This window comes from Streptomyces sp. NRRL S-378 (assembly GCF_000720645.1).
Lineage (GTDB): Bacteria > Actinomycetota > Actinomycetes > Streptomycetales > Streptomycetaceae > Streptomyces.
Genome location: NZ_JOBX01000061.1, coordinates 1 through 21,201 on the forward strand (window position 1 = coordinate 1; position 21,201 = coordinate 21,201).

A 21,201-nucleotide genomic window follows, 5' to 3' on the forward strand; every position below is an offset into this window, starting at 1 on the left:
GGCCGGGGCGAAGCCGCCGACCCGGGGCGGGGGGCCGGGCGGGGGCGAAGCCCCCGACCCCTAGCCCGGCGCCTGGGCCGTCGAGCCTCGGACCACCAGCTCCGGCTGGAAGACGTACTCCGTGCGCTGGACCGGGGTTCCCGACACCGCCTCCAGCAGGGCGCCGACCGCGGCCGTCGCCATCGCCCGTACCGGCTGGCGGACCGTCGTCAGCGGCGGGTCCGTGAAGGCGATCAGCGGCGAGTCGTCGAAGCCGACCACCGACACGTCCTCCGGAACCCGCAGGCCCCGCTCGCGCACGGCCCTTATCACCCCGAGCGCCATCGGGTCGCTGCCGCACACGATGCCCGTGCAGCCGCGGTCGAGGAGGGCGCCGCCCGCGGCGTGCCCGCCCTCGACCGTGAAGAGGGTGCGCTGGATCCGTCCCTCGGCCTCCGCGTCCGGGACGACGCCGCGGAAGCCCTGCTCCTTGCGGGCCGAGGGCACATACCGGGTCGGCCCGATGGCCAGCCCGATCCGTTCGTGCCCGAGGTCCTGCAGGTGCCGTACGGCCATCTCGGCGGCCGCCCGGTCGTCCGGGGAGATGAAGGGGGCGTTCACCTGCTCGTTGAAGCCGTTGATCATCACGAACGGCAGCCCGCGGGAGGCGAGGCGCTGGTAGCGGGCGGGATCCGCGTGCGCGTCGGCGTGCAGCCCGGACAGGAAGACGATGCCCGTGACCCCCCGCGCCTCCAGCTGTTCCACCAGTTCGTCCTCGGTGGCTCCGCCCGGTGTCTGCGTGCACAGCACCGGCGTGTACCCGTGCCCGGCCAGGGCCTGCTCGATGACCTGCGCGAACGCCGGGAAGATCGGATTGGTGAGCTCCGGGATCAGCAGTCCGACCAGGCCGTTGCTGCGGCGCTTGAGCCGCACGGGCCGCTCGTAGCCGAGCAGGTCCATCGCGGCCAGCACCTTGTGCCGGGTGCCGGCCGCGACGCCCGACTTCCCGTTGAGCACGCGGCTGACGGTCGCCTCGCTGACCTGGGCCTGCGCGGCGATGTCCGTCAGCCGGAGGGGGGAGGTCACCCCGACGTCACCTGCCACCACACCGTGGTGTCGGCCGGCAGCACGCCGTCCTCGACCGTCGCGCCGCTGGACAGCAGGGCCTCGCCGGCGACGGGGAAACGCACCGCCGTGCCGGTGGTGTTGGCCGCGCAGAGGAAGTCCCCGCGGCGGAAGACCAGGACGCCCGCGGGAGCGTCCTGCCAGTCCACCGACTCGCCCTCGCCCAGGTCCGGGCGCTCGCGGCGCAGCCGCAGGGCCGTCCGGTACAGCTCCAGGGTGGAGGAGGGGTCGCCGGTCTGCGCCTCCACGCTCAGCTCCGCCCAGGAGGCCGGCTGCGGGAGCCAGCTGCCGCCGGTGCCGAAGCCGTACGGTGCCTGCGTACCCGACCACGGGATGGGCACGCGGCAGCCGTCGCGGAAGCCGTCCTGTCCCGCCGCGCGGAAGAACGAGGGGTCCTGGCGGACCTCGTCCGGCAGGTCGGTGACGTCGGGCAGGCCGAGCTCCTCGCCCTGGTAGACGTACGCCGAACCGGGCAGCGCCAGCATGAGCAGGGTCGCCGCGCGGGCCCGCCGCAGACCGAGCTCGCGATCGCCCGGCTCGCGCAGCTGGGTGCCGAGGCCGGCGGGGTTGGCGTAGCGGGTGGCGTGGCGGGTGACGTCGTGGTTGGACAGCACCCAGGTGGTGGGGGCTCCGACCGGGCGCATCGCGGTCAGCGAGCCGTCGATGACCTCGCGCAGTGCGTCCGCGTCCCAGTCGGCCGTCAGGTACTGGAAGTTGAACGCCTGGTGCATCTCGTCGGGGCGCACGTAGCGGGCGGTGCGCTCGACGGTCGGGGTCCAGGCCTCGGCGACCAGGACGCGGTCGCCCTCGTACTCGTCGAGGATCCGGCGCCAGGAGCGGTAGATCTCGTGGACGCCGTCCTGGTCGAAGAAGGGCATGACGTCGTTGCCGAGCAGCTTGAGCTGGTCCTTGGCGCCGAGGTCGGGCAGGCCGGGTGCCTTGACCAGGCCGTGGGCCACGTCGACGCGGAAGCCGTCGGCGCCGAGGTCGAGCCAGAACCGCAGGATGGAGCGGAACTCGTCCTGGACGGCCGGGTGCTCCCAGTTGAAGTCGGGCTGCTCGGGGGCGAAGAGGTGCAGGTACCACTCGCCGTCCGCGACCCGGGTCCAGGCGGGCCCACCGAAGATCGACTCCCAGTCGTTGGGCGGCAGTTCGCCGTTCTCGCCCTTGCCGGGACGGAAGTGGAACCGCTCCCGCAGCCGGGAACCGGAACCTTCGCGCAGCGCCTGCTTGAACCATTCGTGCTGGTCGGAGCAGTGGTTCGGGACGAGGTCGACGATGATCCGCAGGCCCAGGCCGTGGGCTTCGCGGATCAGGGCGTCGGCGTCGTGCAGGGTGCCGAACATGGGGTCGATGGCCCGGTAGTCGGCGACGTCGTAGCCGGCGTCGGCCTGGGGGGAGGCGTAGAAGGGGCTGAGCCAGACGGCGTCGACGCCCAGCTCCTTGAGGTAGGGCAGGCGGCTGCGGATGCCTTCGAGGTCCCCCATGCCGTCCCCGTTGGAGTCGGCGAAGCTGCGCGGATAGACCTGGTAGATCACCGCGTCTCTCCACCAGCCGGGCGTGGTGCCGGTGGCGGTGGGAAGTGCGTCGGCGAGGTGCTGGGTCATGTCGTCCTTGGAGAGGTCGGGCCGGGAGGTGGAACGGGCAGGCTCGGGTGGTCAGCCCTTGGTGGCGCCTGCCGTCATCCCGGCGACGAGGTGACGCTGGGCGAAAACGAAGAAGATCGCCGCGGGGATCGCGATGAGGACCGAGGCGGCGCTCATCGCACCCCAGTTGGAGGTGTACTGGGTGACGAAGGTCTGCAGGCCGCCGGCCAGGGTGAGGTTCTCTTCGCCCACCATGAAGGCGGAGGCGTAGGCGACCTCGCCCCAGGCGGTGATGAAGGCGTAGAAACCGGTGACGGCGAGTCCGGGCTTGGCGAGCGGGAGGATCAGCCGCCAGAAGGTGCCGAAGGGGTTGAGTCCGTCGACGCGGCCCGATTCGTCGATCTCGATCGGGATGGTGTCGAAGAAGCCCTTCATCATCCATGCGCAGAACGGCACGGCGATGGTGAGGTAGGTGATGATCAGACCGACGGGCTGGTTGAGCAGCCCGAGCTGTCCCATCAGGTTGTAGAGCGGGACGATCAGGATGGCCATGGGGAACATCTGCGTGATGAGCAGGGTCCACATGAGCGGCTTCATGCCGGGGAACTTGAACCGGCTGACCGCGTATCCGGTGGTGGCGGCGATGAAGACACCGAGGACGGTGGTGACGCCGGCGACCAGGACGGAGTTGAGGAACCAGTCGAGGAAGTGGCTCGACTCCAGCAGGTACGTGTAGTTGCTGAGCGTGGGTTCCTTGACGAAGTCCGTGGTGATCGCGTGCTGCGCGGGCTTGAGCGAGGTCAGCAGGATCCACAGGACCGGGAAGACGGCGATGACGGACGCGACGACGAGGGTCGCGTGCAGGCCGACGGAGGCGAGGGGGGAGCGGCTGCCCCGGGTACGCGTGCTGGTCATGGTCACCACACCTCTCCCTGCTTGCGCAGCGAGCGCCGGTAGACCAGCGCGAAGATCATGAGCAGCAGGAGGATCAGTACGCCCCACGTCGCCGAGACGGCGAAGTCGCGCGGGCTCGTGATGAAGGCCTCCCGGAAGGCCTGGGTCACCAGGATCTCGGTGGAGTCTCCCGGTCCGCCCCGCGTGAGCAGGAAGATCACCGGGAACATGTTGAAGGTCCAGATGGTGGAGAGCAGGATCACCGTCATGCTGACCGTGCGCAGCCCGGGCAGGGTGATGTGGCGGAAGCGCTGCCAGGCGCTGGCGCCGTCCATCTCGGCGGCCTCGTAGAGCTCGCCGGGGATGGACTGCAGGCCGCCGAGGAGGGCGACCATCATGAAGGGGATGCCCAGCCAGACGTTGACGGCGATGACCGAGAACTTGGCCCAGGTCGGGTCGTCGAGCCACGGCACGGCGGCGATGCCGCCGCCGTCGAGGACCTTGTTGAGGATGCCGTTGTCGCGGTTGAAGAGGAACCGCCAGGCGAAGACGGAGACGAAGCCGGGCACGGCCCAGGGCAGGATGAGCGCCATCCGGTAGGCGGCGCGGCCCCGGAACTGCCGGTTCAGCATGTTGGCGAGGGTCAGTCCGAGCACGAACGTGACGGACACGCACGCGACGGTCCAGACCACCGTCCACACCAGCCGCTGCAGGAACACCGGGTCGCCGAGCACCGCCGCGTAGTTGTCGAGTCCGATGAACTCGTAACTGGCGTCGATGTGGCGGGCGCCGATGTCACGGGCGACGTTGCGCTCGTTGGCGTCGGTCAGCGACAGGTAGACGCCGCGGACGAGCGGCCAGCCGATGATCACGCCGAGGACGAGCACCACCGGGGCGACCATGGCCCAGGCGTACCAGTGGGTGGCGAGGGCGTGCCTCAGGCCGCCCTTTCTCCGTGCGTTGCCTGTGTTCCCGCTGTCAGTCCAGCGGCTCCGGCCGCGGACGGCGGAGTCGTTCGCGACTCCGTCGTCCGCGGCCTTCACCACAGACTGGCTGGTGTCAGCAGCCATCGTTTCGTTACTTCCAGCCCTTGAGGATCTTGCGGAACTCGATGCCGGCCGCCTTGGCCGCGTCCTCCGGGCTCGAAGCCCCGGTGATCGCCTTGGTGTATTCGACCTTCAGCGGCTCGAAGAGGGAGCCGTTCTCGGGGATCCAGGCGCGCTCGACGGCCTTGTCCACGGCCGGCTTGAAGAACGCGACCATCTCGCTGCTCTTGACGTCCGGCTGCTCGTAGGCGGCGGTGCGCGTCGGCAGCAGGCTCAGCTCCTTGGCGGACTGGACCTGGACCTCCTGCGAGGTCATGTACTCGACGAAGGCGTGGGCGGCGGCGCGGTTCTTCGAGCCGGCGTAGACGCCGAGGTCGTGGCCGCCCTGCGGGGCGCCGGCCTTGGCCGAGCCGGCCGGGACGGCGGCGATGCCGAGGTTGGCCTTGTCCTTGAACTGGTCGCCGGCGTAGGTGTCGGCGACGGCCCACGGACCGTTGATCATCATGGCGGCCTCGCCGGTCTTGAAGGCCGTCTGCATGTTGGCGTAGCCGTCGGTGGCGTTGGTGACCGCCGCGCCGGAGGCGACCAGGTCACGGGCGGTCTTGAAGGCCTTGACGCCCGCCTCGTTGTCGACGGTCACCGTCTTGTTCTTCGCGTCGACGAGGTCGCCGCCCTCGCCGTAGATCAGCGGGAGGAACCAGTAGGAGTCGTCGCCGCGCAGGTAGAGGGCGGCCTTGCCGGTCTTCGCCTTGATCGCCTCGGCGGCGGTCTTCAGCTCGGCCAGCGTCTTGGGGGGCTGGACGCCGGCGTCGGCGAGCATCTTCTTGTTGTAGAAGAGGCCGAGGGTGTCGATGACCTGCGGCACGGCGTAGGTCTTGCCCTCGTACTTGCCGCTGGCCGCGGCCTGCGGCAGGAACTCGGCGTCGACCTTCTTCGCCATGTCCGCCGGGACCTCGTCGAGGTAGCCGAGGGAGGCGAAGTCCGCGACCCAGCCGACATCGGCGCGGATCACGTCAGGCGCGTCGGAACCGCTGCTGAAGGCGTTCTTGACCTTGTTCTGCGCGTCACCGTACGGGACGTTGACGTACTTGACGGTCACCTTCGGGTGCTTCGCGGTGAAGCCCTCGGCGATCTTCTGGAAGCTCGCCTTCTCGGCGTCGTTGGCGGTGTCCCACCAGGTGACCGTCCCGGAAAGCTCGCCGCCGGCGTCGGTCCCGCCGTCGCCCTTGTCGTCACCGCCGCAAGCCGTCGCCGCGAGCGCCAGGGCCGCGACCAGCGCGGTGGCCGCTATGCCACGCCGCATATGAACTCCTTCGATGATCCCGGCCGCGCCCTCGCGGTCCCGAGTTGCCAGGAACGTAACAAGACTGAAAGACGACCGAAAGGCCTTGCGCAAACTTTCTGCAAGCGGAGGCGATCGTTACATCCGTGTATCCGTACGGTTGCCGCAGCTTGCTGTTAGTTCGAGGCACCTTCGACTGCCAGGGCCCGCAACCAGGGGGGGTGCAGTCGCGTTGACCCCGATATGACCCACGAGTCGACGGCCGTCGACCTTGCAAGCGCTTACAGCAACCCGACGACTGCGAGCGGTGACTGGTGGCGCGATGCCGTCATCTACCAGGTGTACGTGCGCTCCTTCGCCGACAGCGACGGCGACGGGATCGGCGACCTGCGCGGCGTCCGATCCCGCCTCCCCCACCTCGCCCGCCTCGGGGTCGACGCGGTGTGGCTCACGCCCTTCTACGTCTCCCCGCAGGCGGACGGCGGCTACGACGTGGCCGACTACCGGGACGTCGACCCGCTCTTCGGGGACCTGGCCGACGCCGACGAGCTCGTCCGGGCCGCGCACGCGCTCGGTCTGCGGGTCATCGTGGACGTGGTCCCGAACCACACCTCGGAGCAGCACCCGTGGTTCCGGGCGGCCCTCGCCGGTGAGCCGGGGGCGCGGGAGCGCTACCTCTTCCGCCGCGGGCGGGGCGCGGACGGGGACCTCCCGCCGAACGACTGGGAGTCGATCTTCGGCGGCCCGGCCTGGACGCGGGTCGCGGACGGCGAGTGGTACCTGCACCTCTTCGCCCCGGAACAGCCGGACCTCGACTGGACCCACCCGGAGGTCACGGCGGAATTCGACTCGGTCCTCCGTTTCTGGCTCGACCTCGGCGTCGACGGCTTCCGCATCGACGTCGCCCACGGCATGGTCAAGGCGGAGGGCCTGCCGGACATCGGGCGCGGCGCCCAGGCCACGCTCATCGGCAGTGAGCCGCTGCCGTTCTTCGACCAGGACGGGGTCCACGCGATCCACCGCGCGTGGCGCCGCCTCCTCGACTCCTACGAGGGGTCGCGCATCGGAGTCGCCGAGGCCTGGGCCCCGACCTCGGAGCGGCTCGCGCTGTACGTCCGCCCGAACGAGCTGCACCAGGCCTTCAACTTCCGTTTCCTGACGTGCCCGTGGGATCCGGAGGCGATGCGGACGGTGATCGACGAGTCCCTGGCCGCCACCACCGCGGTGGGCGCCCCCACCACCTGGGTCCTGTCGAACCACGACGTGGTCCGCCACGTCACCCGGTACGGGGGCGGCCCCCGGGGCCTGGCCCGCGCCCGCGCGGCGGCCCTCCTGATGCTGGCGCTGCCCGGCTCGGCCTACCTCTACCAGGGCGAGGAACTCGGTCTCCCGGAGGTCACCGACCTCCCCGACACGGCCCGCCAGGACCCCGCCTTCCGCCGGGGGCGCCGCCCGCAGATCCCCGCGCCCGCCGGTGCCCCCGCCCCCGGCATCATCGCCCCCCGCCCGGGCGAACCCCCCGCCCGGCCGGAGGCCCAGGCCGGCACCGGGCCCGCGCCGGAGGCGCAGGGGGAGAGCGGGCCGGGGGTCCGGGCGTGCTGCGGGCCGCAGGCCGACGCCGGGCACGGGCCGGGGGTCCGGGCGTGCTGCGGGCCGGAGGCCCTACGCGGGGGCGCCCCGGATCTGCCGACCGCGCCGGAGGCGGACGGGCAGGACGGGCTGCGCGACGGCTGTCGCGTGCCCCTCCCCTGGGCCGGGGCGGAGCCCCCCTACGGCTTCGGGCCCGCCGGCAGCTGGCTGCCGCAGCCCGACGCCTGGGCCGGGCTCAGCGTCGCCGCCCAGACCGGCGACCCCCACTCCACGCTGGAGCTCTACCGCGCCGCCCTCGAACTGCGCCGCGCCCTCCCCGGCCTGGGCGCCCCCGAGGCCGGCGGACCGGCCGACCCCTGCGGGATGCGCTGGCAGTCCGCACCCGACGGGGTCCTCCTCTTCACCCGCCCCGGCTTCGCCTGCACCCTCAACACCCGCCCCGACCCCGTCGAACTGCCTGCGCCCGGCCGCCCCGTACTCTCCAGCGCCCCCGTGGAGACGGACGGCCGCACCGTCCGCCTGCCCGCGGACTCCTGCACCTGGTGGACCCCGTGACGGCCCGCCCCGCACCCGTACGCAAACCCGGACGTCTCACTCCGCGCACCCAGGTTCCTAGGTGACACGGCGACCGGTAGAGTCCAATCCCGTGACCGCACGGCTAGCCGACATCGCAGCCCAGGCGGGGGTCAGCGAAGCCACAGTCAGCCGCGTGCTCAACGGCAAGCCCGGTGTGGCCGCGGGCACCCGTGAATCCGTGCTGGCCGCGCTCGACGTCCTCGGCTACGAGCGCCCCGTACGGCTGCGCCAGCGCAGCGCCGGCCTCGTCGGCCTGATCACTCCCGAGCTCGACAACCCCATCTTCCCTGCGCTCGCCCAGGTCATCGGCCAGGCCCTGACCCGCCAGGGGTACACGCCGGTCCTCGCCACGCAGACACCCGGCGGGTCCACCGAGGACGAGCTGACCGAGATGCTCGTCGACCGCGGGGTCTCCGGGATCATCTTCGTCTCCGGCCTGCACGCCGACACGACGGCCGACATGGGCCGCTACGACCAACTCCGCGGGCAGGGTGTCCCCTACGTCCTGATCAACGGCTTCTCCGACAAGGTGCAGGCCCCCTTCGTCTCCCCCGACGACCGGGCCGCGATGCACCTCGCCGTCACCCACCTCACCGCGCTCGGCCACACCCGCATCGGCCTCGCCGTCGGACCGAAGCGGTTCGTTCCGGTCCTGCGCAAGATCGAGGGCTTCCGGGCCGGGATGAAGGAACGGCTCGGACTGGACGAGGCCGAGATCGAGGAACTGATCCAGCACTCCCTCTACTCGCTGGAAGGCGGCCAGGCCGCCGCGTCCGCGCTGATCTCGCGCGGCTGCACGGCGGTGGTGTGCGCGAGCGACATGATGGCGCTCGGCGCGATCCGGGCGGCCCGCCAGCAGGGGCTGCGGGTGCCGCAGGACGTGTCGGTCGTCGGTTTCGACGACTCCCCGCTCATAGCGTTCACCGACCCGCCGCTCACCACCATCCGCCAGCCCGTGCAGGCGATGGGACAGGCGGCGGTACGGACGCTGCTGGAGGAGATCGGCGGTACGCCGGCCCCGCACAGTGAGTTCGTGTTCCTGCCGGAACTGGTGGTGCGCGGCTCCACGGCCTCGGGCCCGGGGCAGCGCCGCACGCCGAGCCGTGCCTGAGTCGTACCTGAGACGGACCGGCTGCGCCGAAGACCGTCCCGAGGGATGATCGGAGGCGAGAGCTCATCTGGCAGACTCTCTCCCCATGGGTGAATCGAGCGTGAAGACACTGGAAACCCGGACGGACGTCTCCTCACCCGAAGTGGTCGAGAGCAGGACCCGCCCGGAGTCCGACCGCGCCCTGCTCCCCAGGCTGCGCGTCCCGCGCCGGCCGCGGATCTGGTTCGAGATCCTGCTGATCGCCGTCAGCTACTGGACCTACTCGCTGATCCGCAACGCCGTGCCCGAGCAGAAGTCGATCGCCCTCGCGAACGCCGACTGGATCTGGGGGGTCGAGCAGACCCTCGGCATCGCCGTCGAGCAGTCGGTCAACCACGCCGTCAACTCCGTGACGTGGCTGATCGTGGGCATGAACTACTACTACGCCACGCTCCACTTCGTCGTGACCATCGGCGTGCTGGTGTGGATCTACCGCTTCCATCCCGGGCGGTACGCGGCCACGCGCCTGGTCCTCTTCGCCACCACCGGCGTGGCCCTGGTCGGCTACTACTTCTACCCGCTTGCGCCGCCCCGGCTGATGAACGGGCAGAACTTCATCGACACCGTGCTGGTCCACCACACCTGGGGCTCCATGGCCTCGGGGAACCTCAAGCACATGTCGAACCAGTACGCTGCGATGCCCTCCATGCACATAGGGTGGTCGCTGTGGTGCGGCCTGACGATCTTCGCGGTCGCCTCGGCCCCCTGGGCGCGGATCCTGGGCCTGCTCTACCCGACGGCGACCCTCGTCGTCATCGTGGCCACCGCCAACCACTTCTGGCTCGACGCCGTGGGCGGCATGATCTGTCTGGCCTTCGGCTACACCGTCTCGCGCACCTGGTACGGCTCGATGCCGCACCGCCTGCCGCGCCACCCCGAGCACACGGGCCCGCACCCGGCGTCGGAACTCCTGAACCGGGTCCGCACCCGCCGCTAGGGACCATTCGCCCGACCCCGTACACGCGAGCGCCCGTGCCCCGGAGGATTCCGGTGCACGGGCGCTTTCGCGTCCCTCGCGTCAGGAGGAGGCCTGGTCCGTCAGGATCGCCGGGTCCGAGAGGCCGGCCGCGCCGGTCTCCACCTTGCCGGCGAAGCGGCGGCCGAAGTCCGCGGTCTCGGACGCCGTGACCGTCACGTCGTACCAGCGCCGCGTGTTCTTCAGGGAGACGCTGTGGGTGACGGTGGCCCCCTTGGCGACCGTGAGGCGCTTGGCCCCTCCGCCGTAGGCGTTGGTGATCGTGAGGGTCGCGGTCGACGCCCCGGCATTGGTGAGGGTGAGGTCCAGGTTGCCCGTGGTGGCGTTGTGGCGGGCGGTGACCTCGGGGCCGGGGGTGGTGCCGGGGTTGCGGAAGCCGCGGAGGAAGCCGTTGGGGCCGTGGACGGTCAGGTCGGTGACGCCGGCCGAGTAGCGGGTGTTCCAGGTGTCCGAGATCGACTTGCCGGCCTCGGTGGTGTACGTCCAGGGGGCGTCGGTGCGGTTGGCGGAGGTGACGTAGAACTGCGCGCCCAGGTCCGCGCCGCCGCTGAAGGTCAGCCTGAACCTGCCCTCGGCGGTGAGCGCCGCACCGTCGACGTACGGGGCGTACTTCAGCGGGCGGGTGCGGCACTGGCCCTTCTCCTGGCGCGGCATCGCCCCCACGGCCGGCGCGGTCGCCCGGAAGTCGGGGTGCCGCTCGCGGTCCTGCGGCTCCCACAGGCCGGTGTCGGGCAGCGACACCGTGGAGGTGTCCTTGCGGGCGAAGTCGAAGGCCGAGGTCAGGTCACCGCAGACGGCGCGCCGCCAGGGCGAGATGTTGGGCTCCTGCACCCCGAAGCGCTTCTCCATGAAGCGGATGACGGAGGTGTGGTCGAAGGTCTCGGAGCAGGAGTAGCCGCCGGTGCTCCAGGGCGAGACGACGAGCATCGGGACGCGCGGGCCCAGCCCGTAGGGTCCGGCGACGTAGCCGGCCTTGCCGGGGAAGACGTCGAGGGCGGTCGGCGTGGTCGACAGGCCCTGGCCCGCGTCGGCCGGGGCGTACGGCGGGACGACGTGGTCGAAGAAGCCGTCGTTCTCGTCGTAGGTGATGAACAGGGCGGTACGGGCCCACACGTCGGGGTTGGACGTCAGCGCGTCCAGCACCTGCGCGATGTACCAGGCGCCGAAGTTGGAGGGCCAGTTCGAGTGCTCGCTGAACGCCTCGGGGGCGGCTATCCAGGACACCTGCGGCAGGGTGCCGGCGGCGACGTCCGCGCGCAGCCGGTCGAAGTAGCCTTCGCCGGCCTTGGCGTTCGTGCCGGTGCGGGCCTTGTCGTGGAGCGGGTCGCCGGGTCGGGCGTTGCGGTAGTTGTTGAAGTAGAGCAGCGAGTTGTCGCCGTAGTTGCCGCGGAAGGCGTCGTTGATCCAGCCCCAGGAGCCGGCGGCGTCCAGGCCGTCGCCGATGTCCTGGTAGACCTTCCAGGAGATCCCGGCCGCCTCCAAGCGCTCCGGGTAGGTGGTCCAGTCGTAGCCCAGCTCGGCGTTGTTGAGGACGGGGCCGCCGCCCTTGCCGTCGTTGCCGGTGTGGCCGGACCAGAGGTAGTAGCGGTTGGGGTCGGTCGAGCCGATGAACGAGCAGTGGTAGGCGTCGCAGATGGTGAACGCGTCCGCGAGGGCGTAGTGGAAGGGGATGTCCTCGCGCGTCAGGTACGCCATGGTGGCGGGCGTCTTGGCGGGCACCCAGTTGTCGTACTTGCCCTTGTTGAAGGCGCTCTGTCCGCCGGCCCAGTCGTGGTTGAGGCCCTGGAGGTACTCCATCCCGAGGTCGTCGGACGGCGGGCGGAAGGGCAGCGTCTCCTTGCCCGCGTTGTCGGCCTGGTGCCAGACGGACTTGCCGCTGGGCAGGGTCACGGGACGCGGGTCGCCGAAGCCGCGGACGCCGCGCAGGGCGCCGTAGTAGTGGTCGAAGGAACGGTTCTCCTGCATCAGGACCACGATGTGCTCGACATCGGCGATGGTGCCCGTCGTCCCCTGCGCGGGGATGGCGGCGGCGCGCGCGATGCTCTCGCCCAGCAGGGGCAGGGCGGCTGCACCGCCGGTGAGCTGGAGGAACCGGCGGCGGTTGAGTTCTGCCATGGGGTGACGACCTCTGCTTCGTTCGCGGGTGTTGGAGCGCTCACAAGAACAGCGCCCCCGGAGGACCGGAGAGGGAGCCGGATGTGACGTCGGCGGGTACGCCGGGCGAACGGCAGGCGGATTCCGCCGGAGTTCGGCGCGCCGCCCTCAGCACCCCCGTTCGAACTCGACCTGGCTGAGGGGGTTGCCGTCGCCGAAGTCGTAGGTGCGGGTGGCGCCGCTCTCGGTGAAGCCGGCCTTGGTGTAGAAGCGGCGGGACTGGGGCGTGTCGCGCAGGGTCCACAGGTGTGCGCGGGTGAAACCGTCGCCGCGCAGGTGCCCCAGCGTCTCGGCCATCAGGACCGCGGCGACGCCCGTTCCCCAGCCTTCGGGGTGGGTGTAGAAGGAGAGGATCTCGGCGAGACCGGTCCTGGTCACGGACGAGTGGTAGACGGACATGGCCACCGGCCGGCCGTCCCCTTCGGCCAGCAGGATCGTGGAGTCCTGCGCCGCGAGCCGTGCGTGCCAGCGCATACGCCTGCTCGCGATCCCGTCCGCGGCCCCGGATCGAAGAAGGGCGCGTACGCCGCCTCCCAGGCGGCGGCGTGGATCTCGCCGAGGACGTCCCCGTCGCCCGGGCCCGCGCGACGCACCGCGAACTTCATTCCCCCCACCCGTCGATCCCTTCCAGCGCTTCGGTGAGCGTGCGGACGTAGGCCTGATCGGCGAGGATCCGTACGCCGCGCCAGGGCCGGCTGAGCCGTTCCTCCCGCGCGAGGATCCTGCGCAGCAGGGAGGCCGCCGAAACGGCCGGGGCGCCGATCTCCCCCAGGATCCGGCCGGCCTCCCGTACCGGTAGGGCGGGATCGCCGTCCCAGGCCGGGTCCACCTCCGCCAGCAGCACCGGCACGGCCGGCTCCGGGTCGCCGGTGATCCGCCAGTACGCGTGCGCGGCGTACGTCCTGGTCCACGCTCCGGGCGACTCCATCAGGCGGCGCACGGGCGTTGTGTGTACGGCGGCCAGGGGGCCGAGGTCGGCGAGGAAGGGCAGGCCGTGGCTCGCGGTCCCGGACCGTACGGCCGCCCCGCACACGTCGAGGGCGAGGGCGGGGTCCCCGGTGACCTTCCAGTGCGCCCAGGCCGCGCGGCGCGGGTAGGAGCCGCCGACCCCGCGGCCCCGGCCAGTGGCGTACGCGGCCAGTCGGTCGGCCGTGGCGACGGCCGGCGGGCCGATCCGGCCGAGCACGCGCATCGCGTCGTAGGTGTCGGCCGTCCCCAGAAACCGGATCACCTCGGACACGGCGGACGCGGAGGCCGGGCCCCAGAGAGCGAGGAGTTCAAGGAGGGCCGTGCAGGAGTAGTGCTGCACCGGGTTCTGCCGCAGGACGGGCAGCATCACGGGGAGCAGCTCCGCTGCGGGCAGGGCAGCCAGGATGCGTGCGTGGGGACGACTGGACGGGAGGCGGTTGGCGTCGGCACGCCGCTGCAGGGCGGGCAGCGCACGGAGGTCGCCCATCCCGGCGAGGGCGAGCATGAGCAGTTCGTCGCTGTCCGCGGAACCGTGGCCGAGGGACCCGGCGATCAGGTCGGCGTCCGCGGCGACGGCTCCGCCGGCCTGGAGCACCGCGTGATCGGCGTCCCAACTGGTGTGCGTACGGTCGCAGACGGCTTTGACCACGACCTCCCAGCACCACGGATCGGGCCGCCGGTATCGGTAGACGGCCTCGGTGGCTTCGTCGAGTGCGCTCACGCGGTGGCGTGCGCCACGAAACCGGCCCAGGTGTCGGGGGTGACGGCGAGACGGGCGCCTGCGGGACGCTTGGAATCCCGGACGAGGACCGTGCCGGGGGTGTGGGCGACCTCGACGCACTCGGGCCCGTCGTTGGTGCTGTAGCTGCTCTTGACCCAGGCGACCTCGACGCAGTCGGCCCCGTCGGCCGTGCTGTAGCTGCTCTTGACCCACGTGAGGGCGGAGAGGCTCTCGCCCGACGGCTTGATGGTCATGTCTCCCCCAGTACTTTTTCGATGAACGTCAGCGATTCGCGAGGCGTCAGCGCCTGTGCCCGGATCATGCCATAGCGCATGTCGAGGATCTGGACCTCTTTGGGCTCGGTGATCAGGCGGCTGGCCAGCTGAACGTCGTTGTGGCCGACCGCCGTTCCGTCCCTGAGACGCATGACTTTGAACGATGAGGCAAGCCCGGAATGCTCCTCGACCGCGATGGGCATCACCTGGATCTCCACGGTGCGCAGCCGACCGACCTCCAACAGGTGTTCCAACTGGCCGCGCAACACCATCTTGCCCCCGATGGGCCGTCGGAGCACAGCCTCTTCCTGTACGACGGTCAGGAGCGGGGCCGGATGTCGCCGGAGGACCTCCTGGCGGGCGAGCCTCGCAGTCACCAGGCGTTCGACCTCGTCCTCCGAGAACCCCGGGCGCCTCAGCCCGAACAGGGCACGGGCGTACTCCTCCGTCTGGAGCAGACCCGTCACCACGACGTTGTCGTAGGACCCGATCTCCACGGCCTCAGATTCCAACCTGGCCAGATCCCGGACCTTCTTGGGATAGCGGGCCCTTTCGACATCGGCCTTCATCGCGGCGATTTTCCCGCCCGCCCCGAGGACCTCGTCCGCCTTGTCCAGGAACTCCGGGCGCGGAATGCGGGCCCCTCGCTCGATCTTGTAGATCAGGTTCGCCCCGTATCCCATCCGCTCACCGAATTTGGTTCGGTCAAAGCCCGCCGCCTCACGCCACATCTTCAGCTGGCGCCCCACCGTGGCGATGACCGCCCCGGATTCGTCCTCCGGGTCGAGTTCCCAGCTCGACTCGTCGGCACCGTCCGTCGTGTTCACATCCGCCTCCCCTTGGACCGCGAGGACACCACGGGACCGCTCTGGACAACCGTCGTACACAGCGCCCTCAACTCTGTTCAGGGTACGCACGGATGGACACGCTGAGTCACGTGAATCAGGAAACCTTCCTCGTCGCCACGCTCCCCTCCACCCCGCGCGGAGCCCGCGCCGCCCGCGCGCTCACGGTGGCCCAACTCGTGGAGCGAAAGCTTCCGTTCGAGGAGGCGGCACAGGTCGTCGCCGAACTCGCCGCGAACGCCGTGACCCACGGCAGGGTACGCGGGCGAGACTTCCGGCTCGCGCTGCACCTCACGCAAGGCCCTACGCTCCGTATCGAAGTGACCGACACACGACGGGAATTCGCGCCGCCCGCCCCCTGCCAGGCGCCCGACGCCGAGGCGGAGTCGGGGCGGGGGCTGGTGCTGGTGGCCGCGCTCGCCGTGCGGTGGGGAACGGATCTCGGGCCGGCGCCCCTGAAGACGGTGTGGGCGGAAATGGATATGGCGAGTCCGATTTCACCGGATCGAGGTTTCCGCGACCCGGTGGATCAATATCCGGTCCCTCACGACGCCTAAAGACTAACCACCGGGGGGAAATGACCTTCCATACCTCCCCCTCCCCTCTCACCCGGTCGGGTGAACCACCCCAACCGGGCTGGCGCGTACGCCAATTCTCCGGGCACTCTGACTCCCGACAACCCCATAAACGCATTCGGCCCCCGGCCGGGACGGCAATCCCGGGCGAGGGCCTGACCACAGCGGAAGCGAACCCCTTCCCCATGGCTGACCAGCAGCTTAGCGCGCCCTCGCGCGTCCCGTCGGGTATCCGGCACGTCAACCACGACCACCGTCGCGGCTACGTCAAGATCGGCAACCATCTCGCCCAGCACCGCGAGCTGAGCATGGCGGCGATCGGCCTGGCGACGCACATCCAGTCGCTCCCGACCGGCTCCAAGGTGACCATCAAGGCCCTTGCCGAACGCTTCCCGGAAGGCGAGGTCCGCATCGCGACCGCCCTGCGCGAGCTGGAGCGGCACGGCTACCTGGCCCGCTTCCAGGAGCGGCTCCCGACGGGGCGCGTCGTGACCTGCACGGTCTCTTACAACAACCCGCCCGCGATGGCCGATGCGACCCCGTGAGCCGCGGATGCCACCGCTGCGGCCGGAGCCGAAGCCCGCCCCTCAGCCGGAACCGGACCCGGAGCCCGAGCCGGACTCCGTGCCCGAAAGCATCACCCCCGAGGCCGAGTCGGAGGCGCGGGAACTGCTGGCCCGGCTGTGCCTGCGCGATCCACGGCTGACGCTGTCCGAGCGGGAGACCGTACGGCTGGCGCCCGCCGCGGCGAAATGGCTGGAGCGCGGGCTCGCCCCGAGCGCCGTCACCGCGGCCCTCACGCGCTCGCTCCCGACGCAGACGATCCACTCCCCCGCCGCGCTGCTCGCCCACCGCCTGCGGGAACTGCTCCCGCCCCGCCTGCCGGATCCCCGGGCGCCCCACCCGGCCGGCCCGGTCCGCACCGTCCACCCCCTCCGCACGTGCGACGGCTGCGAACGCGCCTTCCGCTCCCCCACCCCCGGCCACTGCGGCAGCTGCGCGCCGCCGCCGACGGCCGGGACGGCGGCCGCCGCCTGAGCCGCGGGCTACAGCGATTCGTCGGCGGCCCGGTCCAGGAACGACTGCAGTGCGGCCAGCTGCACCCGTACCGCCTCGGCGAACTCGGCGTCGGCCTTCGCCACGTCCACGCCTTCGGGGCCCTTGGCGTACCAGTCCGTCGCCAGCTCGCCCACGCGCTCGGAGCGCGCGTTGATCGCCGCCAGGTCCTTCCTCCCCTCGGGCGGTGCCACGAGGCGGGCCGTCGTGAGGGCCCGCGCGAGGTCCGTGTTGGCCGGCGCGTACCCGCCCTCGAACTGGCGCCGTCTCTCCTGCGCGGTCTTGGTCGGGTCGAGGCTGAGGGTCAGCAGCTGGGTGGACTGCTGCACGTACTTGTTCGCGGTCGCCGCGAGTTCCACGTAGGCGGCCCGGCGGATGTCCGACCGGCGGGCCTGCGCCTCCTCCCGACGGGTGTCCTTGGCCTCGAAGTAGGCGAGCGTGCTCCCGGTGAGGCCGGCCAGGGCGCCGATCAGCGCCCCCGCGAGCGCGGCGGTCGTCGTACTCGGCTGCCTCCGGCGCCCATTCGCCCCGTCATCGGCCTTGTCCTTCTTCTCGTCATGCATTACCCGTACCGCGGCCGACCCTGCCCGGCACCCGCAACCACCTGGAGGCACGAACACCACCGGGACCGCTCGAAGGAATTACGTCGGACGATCACGCCCGCCCTCACCCCCGCCCTGATCATTTACAGGTTCGGCAATTCCTCCGAATGGGCCGCGGGGAATGGGGGCAGGTTCTCGCAGCGCCCCTCGCGGGCGGTGCGGGCCCCGACGCCACGATCCGGCGCCTGGTTGCGTGACATGCGTCACGACGGGAACCTCGACGCCGGAGGACTTCTCGGGCGCGCCAACCCATCGACATTTCGACATTTGTCCGTTTTGGATTCGACATTCCCCTCTCCTGCGGGAACGGAATCTCAGCTACCGCCTTACCCGCCCCCTACTTCCCTGGTCACGGCCGTTCCTGAATGCACATCACATGGTTGTGCCAGTGACCTGATCGTGACCATGCACGATCAACGGCCCGTTTCAAGCCGCGTGCCGATTCCCCCGTGTGAGCGCGAAACGGAAACTTGCCAGGCCAATGGCGGGCTTCTAAGAATGTCGACCATTCCGGCGTCCCGCAGTTCCGGCGTTGGAAGCTTCGCGATCACCGAATGAGGTTACGCATGCAGAAGCATCGGAAGAAGAAGCAGTACCGGAAGATAATCATCGGCGTCAGCGCTCTCGGAATCGTGGGTGTCCCCACGGCCGCCATGGCCTGCTTCGACACGGGCGGCGACGACACCGGCCGCACCCGTACCGCGAGCCACCAGGCGCAGCGCCCGTGGCAGTACCAGCCCTCGGGCAACCCGGACCTCATGGTCCCCGTGGACGTCCCGACGACGCCGAGCAGCCCCACCGCGCCCGCGCAGCCGGTCGAGGAGACCTCCCAGCCGCCGCAGGCCCAGCCCTCGCAGGCGCAGCCCCCGCAGGCGCAGCCCTCGCAGCCGCCGCAGGCACAGCCGCAGCCCGCGAAGCCGCCGGTCACCAAGAAGCCGCAGGCTCCCCAGCCGCCGCAGACCTCGCCCGCGCCCGCGCCGGCCGCCTCCGGCTCCGTCGCCGCGGTCCTCGCCCTGGTCAACCAGGAGCGCGCCGCCGCCGGATGCCCTGCCGTCACCCTGAACGCGAAGCTCACGAAGGCCGCGCAGGACCACAGCGCGGACATGGCCGCCCACAGCAACATGTCCCACACGGGCTCCGACGGCTCGGACCCGGGCACGCGCATCACCCGCGCCGGCTACGCGTGGCGCACCTACGGCGAGAACGTCGCCTACGGCTACAGCACGCCCGAGAAGGTCATGGAGGGCTGGATGAACAGCCCCGGCCACCGCGAGAACATCCTGAACTGCTCCTTCAAGGAGATCGGCATCGGCCTCGCCCAGCCGAACCACTACTGGACCCAGGACTTCGGCACGGCCCGCTGACGCCCCCGCCACCCCGAAACGGCGGATGGCGGACCCCACGTGGGGTCCGCCATCCGCCGTTTCGGGTCCCTCCGGCAGCCTGCTCGTCAGAACCGGTACACCACTCCGCGCCAGGTCCAGCCCGCTCCGAGAACCATGTCCCGGAGGGGGTTCTTCATATCCCGCGAATCGAAGCGGAACGTCTCGACCTTGCGCCGTCGGCCGTCGGGCCCCTTCTCATAGGTCCATTCCCGGGCAACCCTGGGCGCCGGCCCACTTCCGGACTCACGCGACACGGCCAGCTTGGGCGGATCCCCGACCCACGTCACCTGCACTTGCTCGTCAAGGGTCCGCACCTCGCGTTGCAGGGGGATGAAGCGCATCCGGATCTTGAGCCTCAGCTCCACTTGCCTACGGGAGAAGCCGGAGCCCGAGGCCGGCTTCAGCACTCGCCACTCCGCCACCAGGTCGGCCTTCTCCTTCGGGAGGGCATGGCGTACGCGGAACGGCACGTCTTGGCCATTGATCGCAAGCAGAGCTTCCCGGAGTTCCATCGTCGGCAGCGGTGCGATCTCGCTGTCGGGGTACCTGGTGCCCGTGTACTTGTCCCAGAGACGGCCCACCGTCAGCTCACCGCCCCGTCGTCCGGACGCACCGAGCGTACGACGTCCTTGAATTGGCAGAGGACTTCGTCGTGCTGGGCCGTCGTGGCGGTCAGGGCCAGGCGGATCATCGCCCGCCTGTGCGGGTCCTCTGTGTCCGCGAGGGACAGATACACCTGGGACTGGACGAGCTCGTGGCGGGCGCCGTCGGCCACGGCCGAGAAGCTCAGCCGCTGGGTCAGAGCGGGTGCGTCCTTGGAACCGACCTCGCTGCGGTGGACGAGCTCCACCGATTCGGCGAACTCACGCAGTCGCTCCACCGACGCATCGGCGATCTCGACCAGAGTCACCCCGTCCTTCGGCAACCCTCCGTCGATGGTGATGTTTGCGGTGAATCCTTCGTCCGGCCGGGAACGCACCGCGGCGAAAGCCACATCTGATACCCCGGCGCCCTCCGGACGGGCCGGAAGCCAGCCCTCTGGCAGCCGAAACTCGATCGGCACCGGCAGTACTGTGGGCATCTCCAACCTTCCCTTCACTGAGACAGACGTAGGTCGATCAACCAGTCTCTGAAGTCGCCGACCGAGTCGCCGACCGAGTCGGCCGCAGCCCTGGCGGCCTCCTTCACCTTGTCAGGATCGACTGTGATCTCGAACCCCAGTGCACCACCCCTCGGAAGGGAAGCACCCGCGTCGGCGCCGAGCTTCCACACGCCCGTCGCCTCGTCGTGCTTCAGACCCGCCCACGCCTTGGCACCGGGCCCGTTCCACCCCTCGGCAGTTCCGCCGATGCCGATCCCCGCATACTCAAGGCCACCGGCGACACTGGCCTTCGTCCCTGCGAACGCCTTCGCCCCCAGCGTGACCTCTTCCTTGGTCGCCTGGGCAGTGCCGCTCAGCTCGCCGCCCGCGAAGCCCTCAAGACGCCCGTAGGTACCGAAACGCCCGTTCTCGGCACGCCCCTCGGCGAGTGCCCGTACTCCCACGGATCCCTCGGCCTTGGCGACGATGCCCTCATCGGTGAAGCCGTAGTTCGCGGTGCCTCTGGCGCCCCCATAGACATCGGCGATCCCGGACAGCGCCCAGTCGCCCTTGGTCATCGACCCTTCGGCGGTGACATGGAAAAGATCGGCGTACGCCTTGACCGTGCCCTGCTTGCCGTACTTGACGCCGCTCATGGTGAAGCCGACGTCAGGGCCGGTCACCGTGAGCTTCCCCTCAGGTCCCCCGGTCTTCTCCGGTGGGGCCTCGGGCTTCTTGAACTTCGCCAGGTCGCCCTCGGCGTAGTTGTTGAAGCCGGTGAGCGTCTCGTCCAGGCCGCTGCCCTTGCCCAGGGCGTCCTTGTTGGTGTCGGTCACGGCCGCCACCAGGGCGTCCTTGACGTGCTGATCGGCCTCGGTGACGGCCTTGACCCGGTCGTCGATGTGCTTCTGCCACTTGCCGACTGCGGTGCGGACGGCCTCCTGGCCGTCGGGGTCGTGGTGGTAGGCGCTGCGCTCGGACGGCGTCAGCTTGGACCAGTCGAAGGCGACACGCCCCTGCTCCGAGACGCTCATGCCGGCGGCGATCGCGTCGTCGCGGGCGCTCTCCAGCTTCTTCTTGAGATCGGTGAACTGGTCGCGGGCGCCGCGCAGCAGGCTCGCGATCGCCTTGGCCTGGGTCTGGGCGGCGGAGTACTCATAGCGGGTCGCTGTGAATTTCGTCCGCGCGACCCCCGCGCTGATACCGGACCAGTTGTCGCCCATGACGATCTTCTGGACGGTGTCGCCGTAGCGGGTCTCGACCTTCTTCAGCTCTTCCGCGACCTTGTCCCACTGCGCGGCGGCCGTCGTCAGCAGACCCAGGTCCGTGGTCAT

General features: G+C 70.6%; 21 protein-coding genes. 7 read left to right on the forward strand and 14 right to left on the reverse strand.

Annotated elements, in window-relative coordinates:
- Window positions 1-60: 60 nt before the first annotated feature.
- The 5 genes from IH80_RS0131020 to IH80_RS0131040 are packed head-to-tail and all read right to left on the reverse strand — an operon-like array spanning window position 61 to window position 5,933.
- Window positions 61-1,065 (reverse strand): LacI family DNA-binding transcriptional regulator, encoded by a 1,005-nt coding sequence (locus IH80_RS0131020; protein ID WP_234432440.1) that lies wholly within the window; start codon window positions 1,063-1,065, stop codon window positions 61-63.
- Window positions 1,062-2,711, reverse strand: a complete 1,650-nt coding sequence (locus IH80_RS0131025; RefSeq protein ID WP_030964904.1) for a glycoside hydrolase family 13 protein — start codon at window positions 2,709-2,711, stop codon at window positions 1,062-1,064. Before IH80_RS0131025 ends, IH80_RS0131020 begins: the two co-directional genes overlap by 4 nt.
- A 51-nt stretch (window positions 2,712-2,762) precedes the next feature.
- Complete coding sequence (locus IH80_RS0131030; RefSeq protein WP_030964905.1) at window positions 2,763-3,605, reverse strand: sugar ABC transporter permease; 843 nt, start codon at window positions 3,603-3,605, stop codon at window positions 2,763-2,765.
- Window positions 3,606-3,607: 2 nt separating this feature from the next.
- On the reverse strand, window positions 3,608-4,654 hold the full coding sequence (locus tag IH80_RS0131035) for a carbohydrate ABC transporter permease (RefSeq protein WP_030964907.1): 1,047 nt from the start codon (window positions 4,652-4,654) through the stop codon (window positions 3,608-3,610).
- Window positions 4,655-4,661: 7 nt separating this feature from the next.
- On the reverse strand, window positions 4,662-5,933 hold the full coding sequence (locus IH80_RS0131040; protein ID WP_030964908.1) for an extracellular solute-binding protein: 1,272 nt from the start codon (window positions 5,931-5,933) through the stop codon (window positions 4,662-4,664).
- 222 nt (window positions 5,934-6,155) lie between these two features.
- On the opposite strand from IH80_RS0131040, the gene IH80_RS42880 reads away from it, so the two are divergent.
- The 3 genes from IH80_RS42880 (at window position 6,156) to IH80_RS0131055 (ending at window position 10,165) form a co-directional block, all read left to right on the forward strand.
- Entirely contained in the window at window positions 6,156-8,057 is a 1,902-nt protein-coding gene (locus IH80_RS42880; protein WP_037881643.1) for a glycoside hydrolase family 13 protein, read from the forward strand.
- Between the two features lie 91 nt (window positions 8,058-8,148).
- Complete coding sequence (locus IH80_RS0131050; protein ID WP_030964910.1) at window positions 8,149-9,189, forward strand: LacI family DNA-binding transcriptional regulator; 1,041 nt, start codon at window positions 8,149-8,151, stop codon at window positions 9,187-9,189.
- An 85-nt stretch (window positions 9,190-9,274) separates the two neighbouring features.
- Window positions 9,275-10,165, forward strand: coding sequence for a phosphatase PAP2 family protein (locus IH80_RS0131055; protein ID WP_078906836.1), 891 nt, complete (start codon window positions 9,275-9,277; stop codon window positions 10,163-10,165).
- 81 nt (window positions 10,166-10,246) lie between these two features.
- Here the strand turns inward: IH80_RS0131055 and IH80_RS0131060 are convergent, their stop codons facing one another.
- The 5 genes from IH80_RS0131060 to IH80_RS0131080 form a co-directional block, all read right to left on the reverse strand.
- Window positions 10,247-12,319: a phosphocholine-specific phospholipase C gene (locus IH80_RS0131060; protein WP_030964913.1), complete on the reverse strand. Its 2,073-nt coding sequence runs from the start codon at window positions 12,317-12,319 to the stop codon at window positions 10,247-10,249.
- Window positions 12,320-12,466: 147 nt separating this feature from the next.
- Window positions 12,467-12,832 carry a GNAT family N-acetyltransferase gene (locus tag IH80_RS39900; RefSeq protein WP_234432441.1) on the reverse strand — a complete coding sequence of 122 codons (366 nt, stop codon included), beginning with the start codon at window positions 12,830-12,832 and terminating at the stop codon, window positions 12,467-12,469.
- A 127-nt stretch (window positions 12,833-12,959) separates the two neighbouring features.
- A complete protein-coding gene (locus tag IH80_RS0131070) occupies window positions 12,960-14,048 on the reverse strand; it encodes a hypothetical protein (RefSeq protein ID WP_030964914.1) in 1,089 nt (362 codons plus the stop codon).
- Window positions 14,045-14,302, reverse strand: coding sequence for a DUF397 domain-containing protein (locus tag IH80_RS0131075; RefSeq protein ID WP_030964916.1), 258 nt, complete (start codon window positions 14,300-14,302; stop codon window positions 14,045-14,047). Before IH80_RS0131075 ends, IH80_RS0131070 begins: the two co-directional genes overlap by 4 nt.
- A complete protein-coding gene (locus IH80_RS0131080; protein ID WP_030964917.1) occupies window positions 14,299-15,150 on the reverse strand; it encodes a helix-turn-helix domain-containing protein in 852 nt (283 codons plus the stop codon). Before IH80_RS0131080 ends, IH80_RS0131075 begins: the two co-directional genes overlap by 4 nt.
- A gap of 92 nt (window positions 15,151-15,242) precedes the next feature.
- Here IH80_RS0131080 and IH80_RS0131085 point away from each other — a divergent pair, with 92 nt between their 5' ends.
- From IH80_RS0131085 to IH80_RS46375, 3 genes are all read left to right on the forward strand, one after another.
- The gene (locus tag IH80_RS0131085) at window positions 15,243-15,725 is read left to right on the forward strand and encodes an ATP-binding protein (RefSeq protein ID WP_051810163.1); all 483 of its coding nucleotides are present in this window, start codon (window positions 15,243-15,245) and stop codon (window positions 15,723-15,725) included.
- 203 nt (window positions 15,726-15,928) lie between these two features.
- Complete coding sequence (locus IH80_RS46370) at window positions 15,929-16,288, forward strand: helix-turn-helix domain-containing protein (RefSeq protein ID WP_234432442.1); 360 nt, start codon at window positions 15,929-15,931, stop codon at window positions 16,286-16,288.
- A gap of 79 nt (window positions 16,289-16,367) precedes the next feature.
- The gene (locus IH80_RS46375; protein WP_234432443.1) at window positions 16,368-16,781 is read left to right on the forward strand and encodes a hypothetical protein; all 414 of its coding nucleotides are present in this window, start codon (window positions 16,368-16,370) and stop codon (window positions 16,779-16,781) included.
- A gap of 8 nt (window positions 16,782-16,789) precedes the next feature.
- Here IH80_RS46375 and IH80_RS0131095 read toward each other — a convergent pair whose 3' ends face one another.
- The gene (locus tag IH80_RS0131095) at window positions 16,790-17,362 is read right to left on the reverse strand and encodes a hypothetical protein (protein WP_030964920.1); all 573 of its coding nucleotides are present in this window, start codon (window positions 17,360-17,362) and stop codon (window positions 16,790-16,792) included.
- A 605-nt stretch (window positions 17,363-17,967) separates the two neighbouring features.
- On the opposite strand from IH80_RS0131095, the gene IH80_RS0131100 reads away from it, so the two are divergent.
- Window positions 17,968-18,765 (forward strand): CAP domain-containing protein, encoded by a 798-nt coding sequence (locus IH80_RS0131100; RefSeq protein WP_030964921.1) that lies wholly within the window; start codon window positions 17,968-17,970, stop codon window positions 18,763-18,765.
- 86 nt (window positions 18,766-18,851) lie between these two features.
- Here the strand turns inward: IH80_RS0131100 and IH80_RS0131105 are convergent, their stop codons facing one another.
- From IH80_RS0131105 to IH80_RS46380, 3 genes are read right to left on the reverse strand one after another with little or no spacing between them, the layout of a single operon-like run.
- Entirely contained in the window at window positions 18,852-19,367 is a 516-nt protein-coding gene (locus IH80_RS0131105) for a hypothetical protein (RefSeq protein WP_030964923.1), read from the reverse strand.
- Between the two features lie 2 nt (window positions 19,368-19,369).
- Window positions 19,370-19,849: a hypothetical protein gene (locus tag IH80_RS0131110; protein ID WP_324609438.1), complete on the reverse strand. Its 480-nt coding sequence runs from the start codon at window positions 19,847-19,849 to the stop codon at window positions 19,370-19,372.
- Window positions 19,850-19,881: 32 nt separating this feature from the next.
- Window positions 19,882-21,201 carry a hypothetical protein gene (locus IH80_RS46380; RefSeq protein ID WP_030964926.1) on the reverse strand — a complete coding sequence of 440 codons (1,320 nt, stop codon included), beginning with the start codon at window positions 21,199-21,201 and terminating at the stop codon, window positions 19,882-19,884.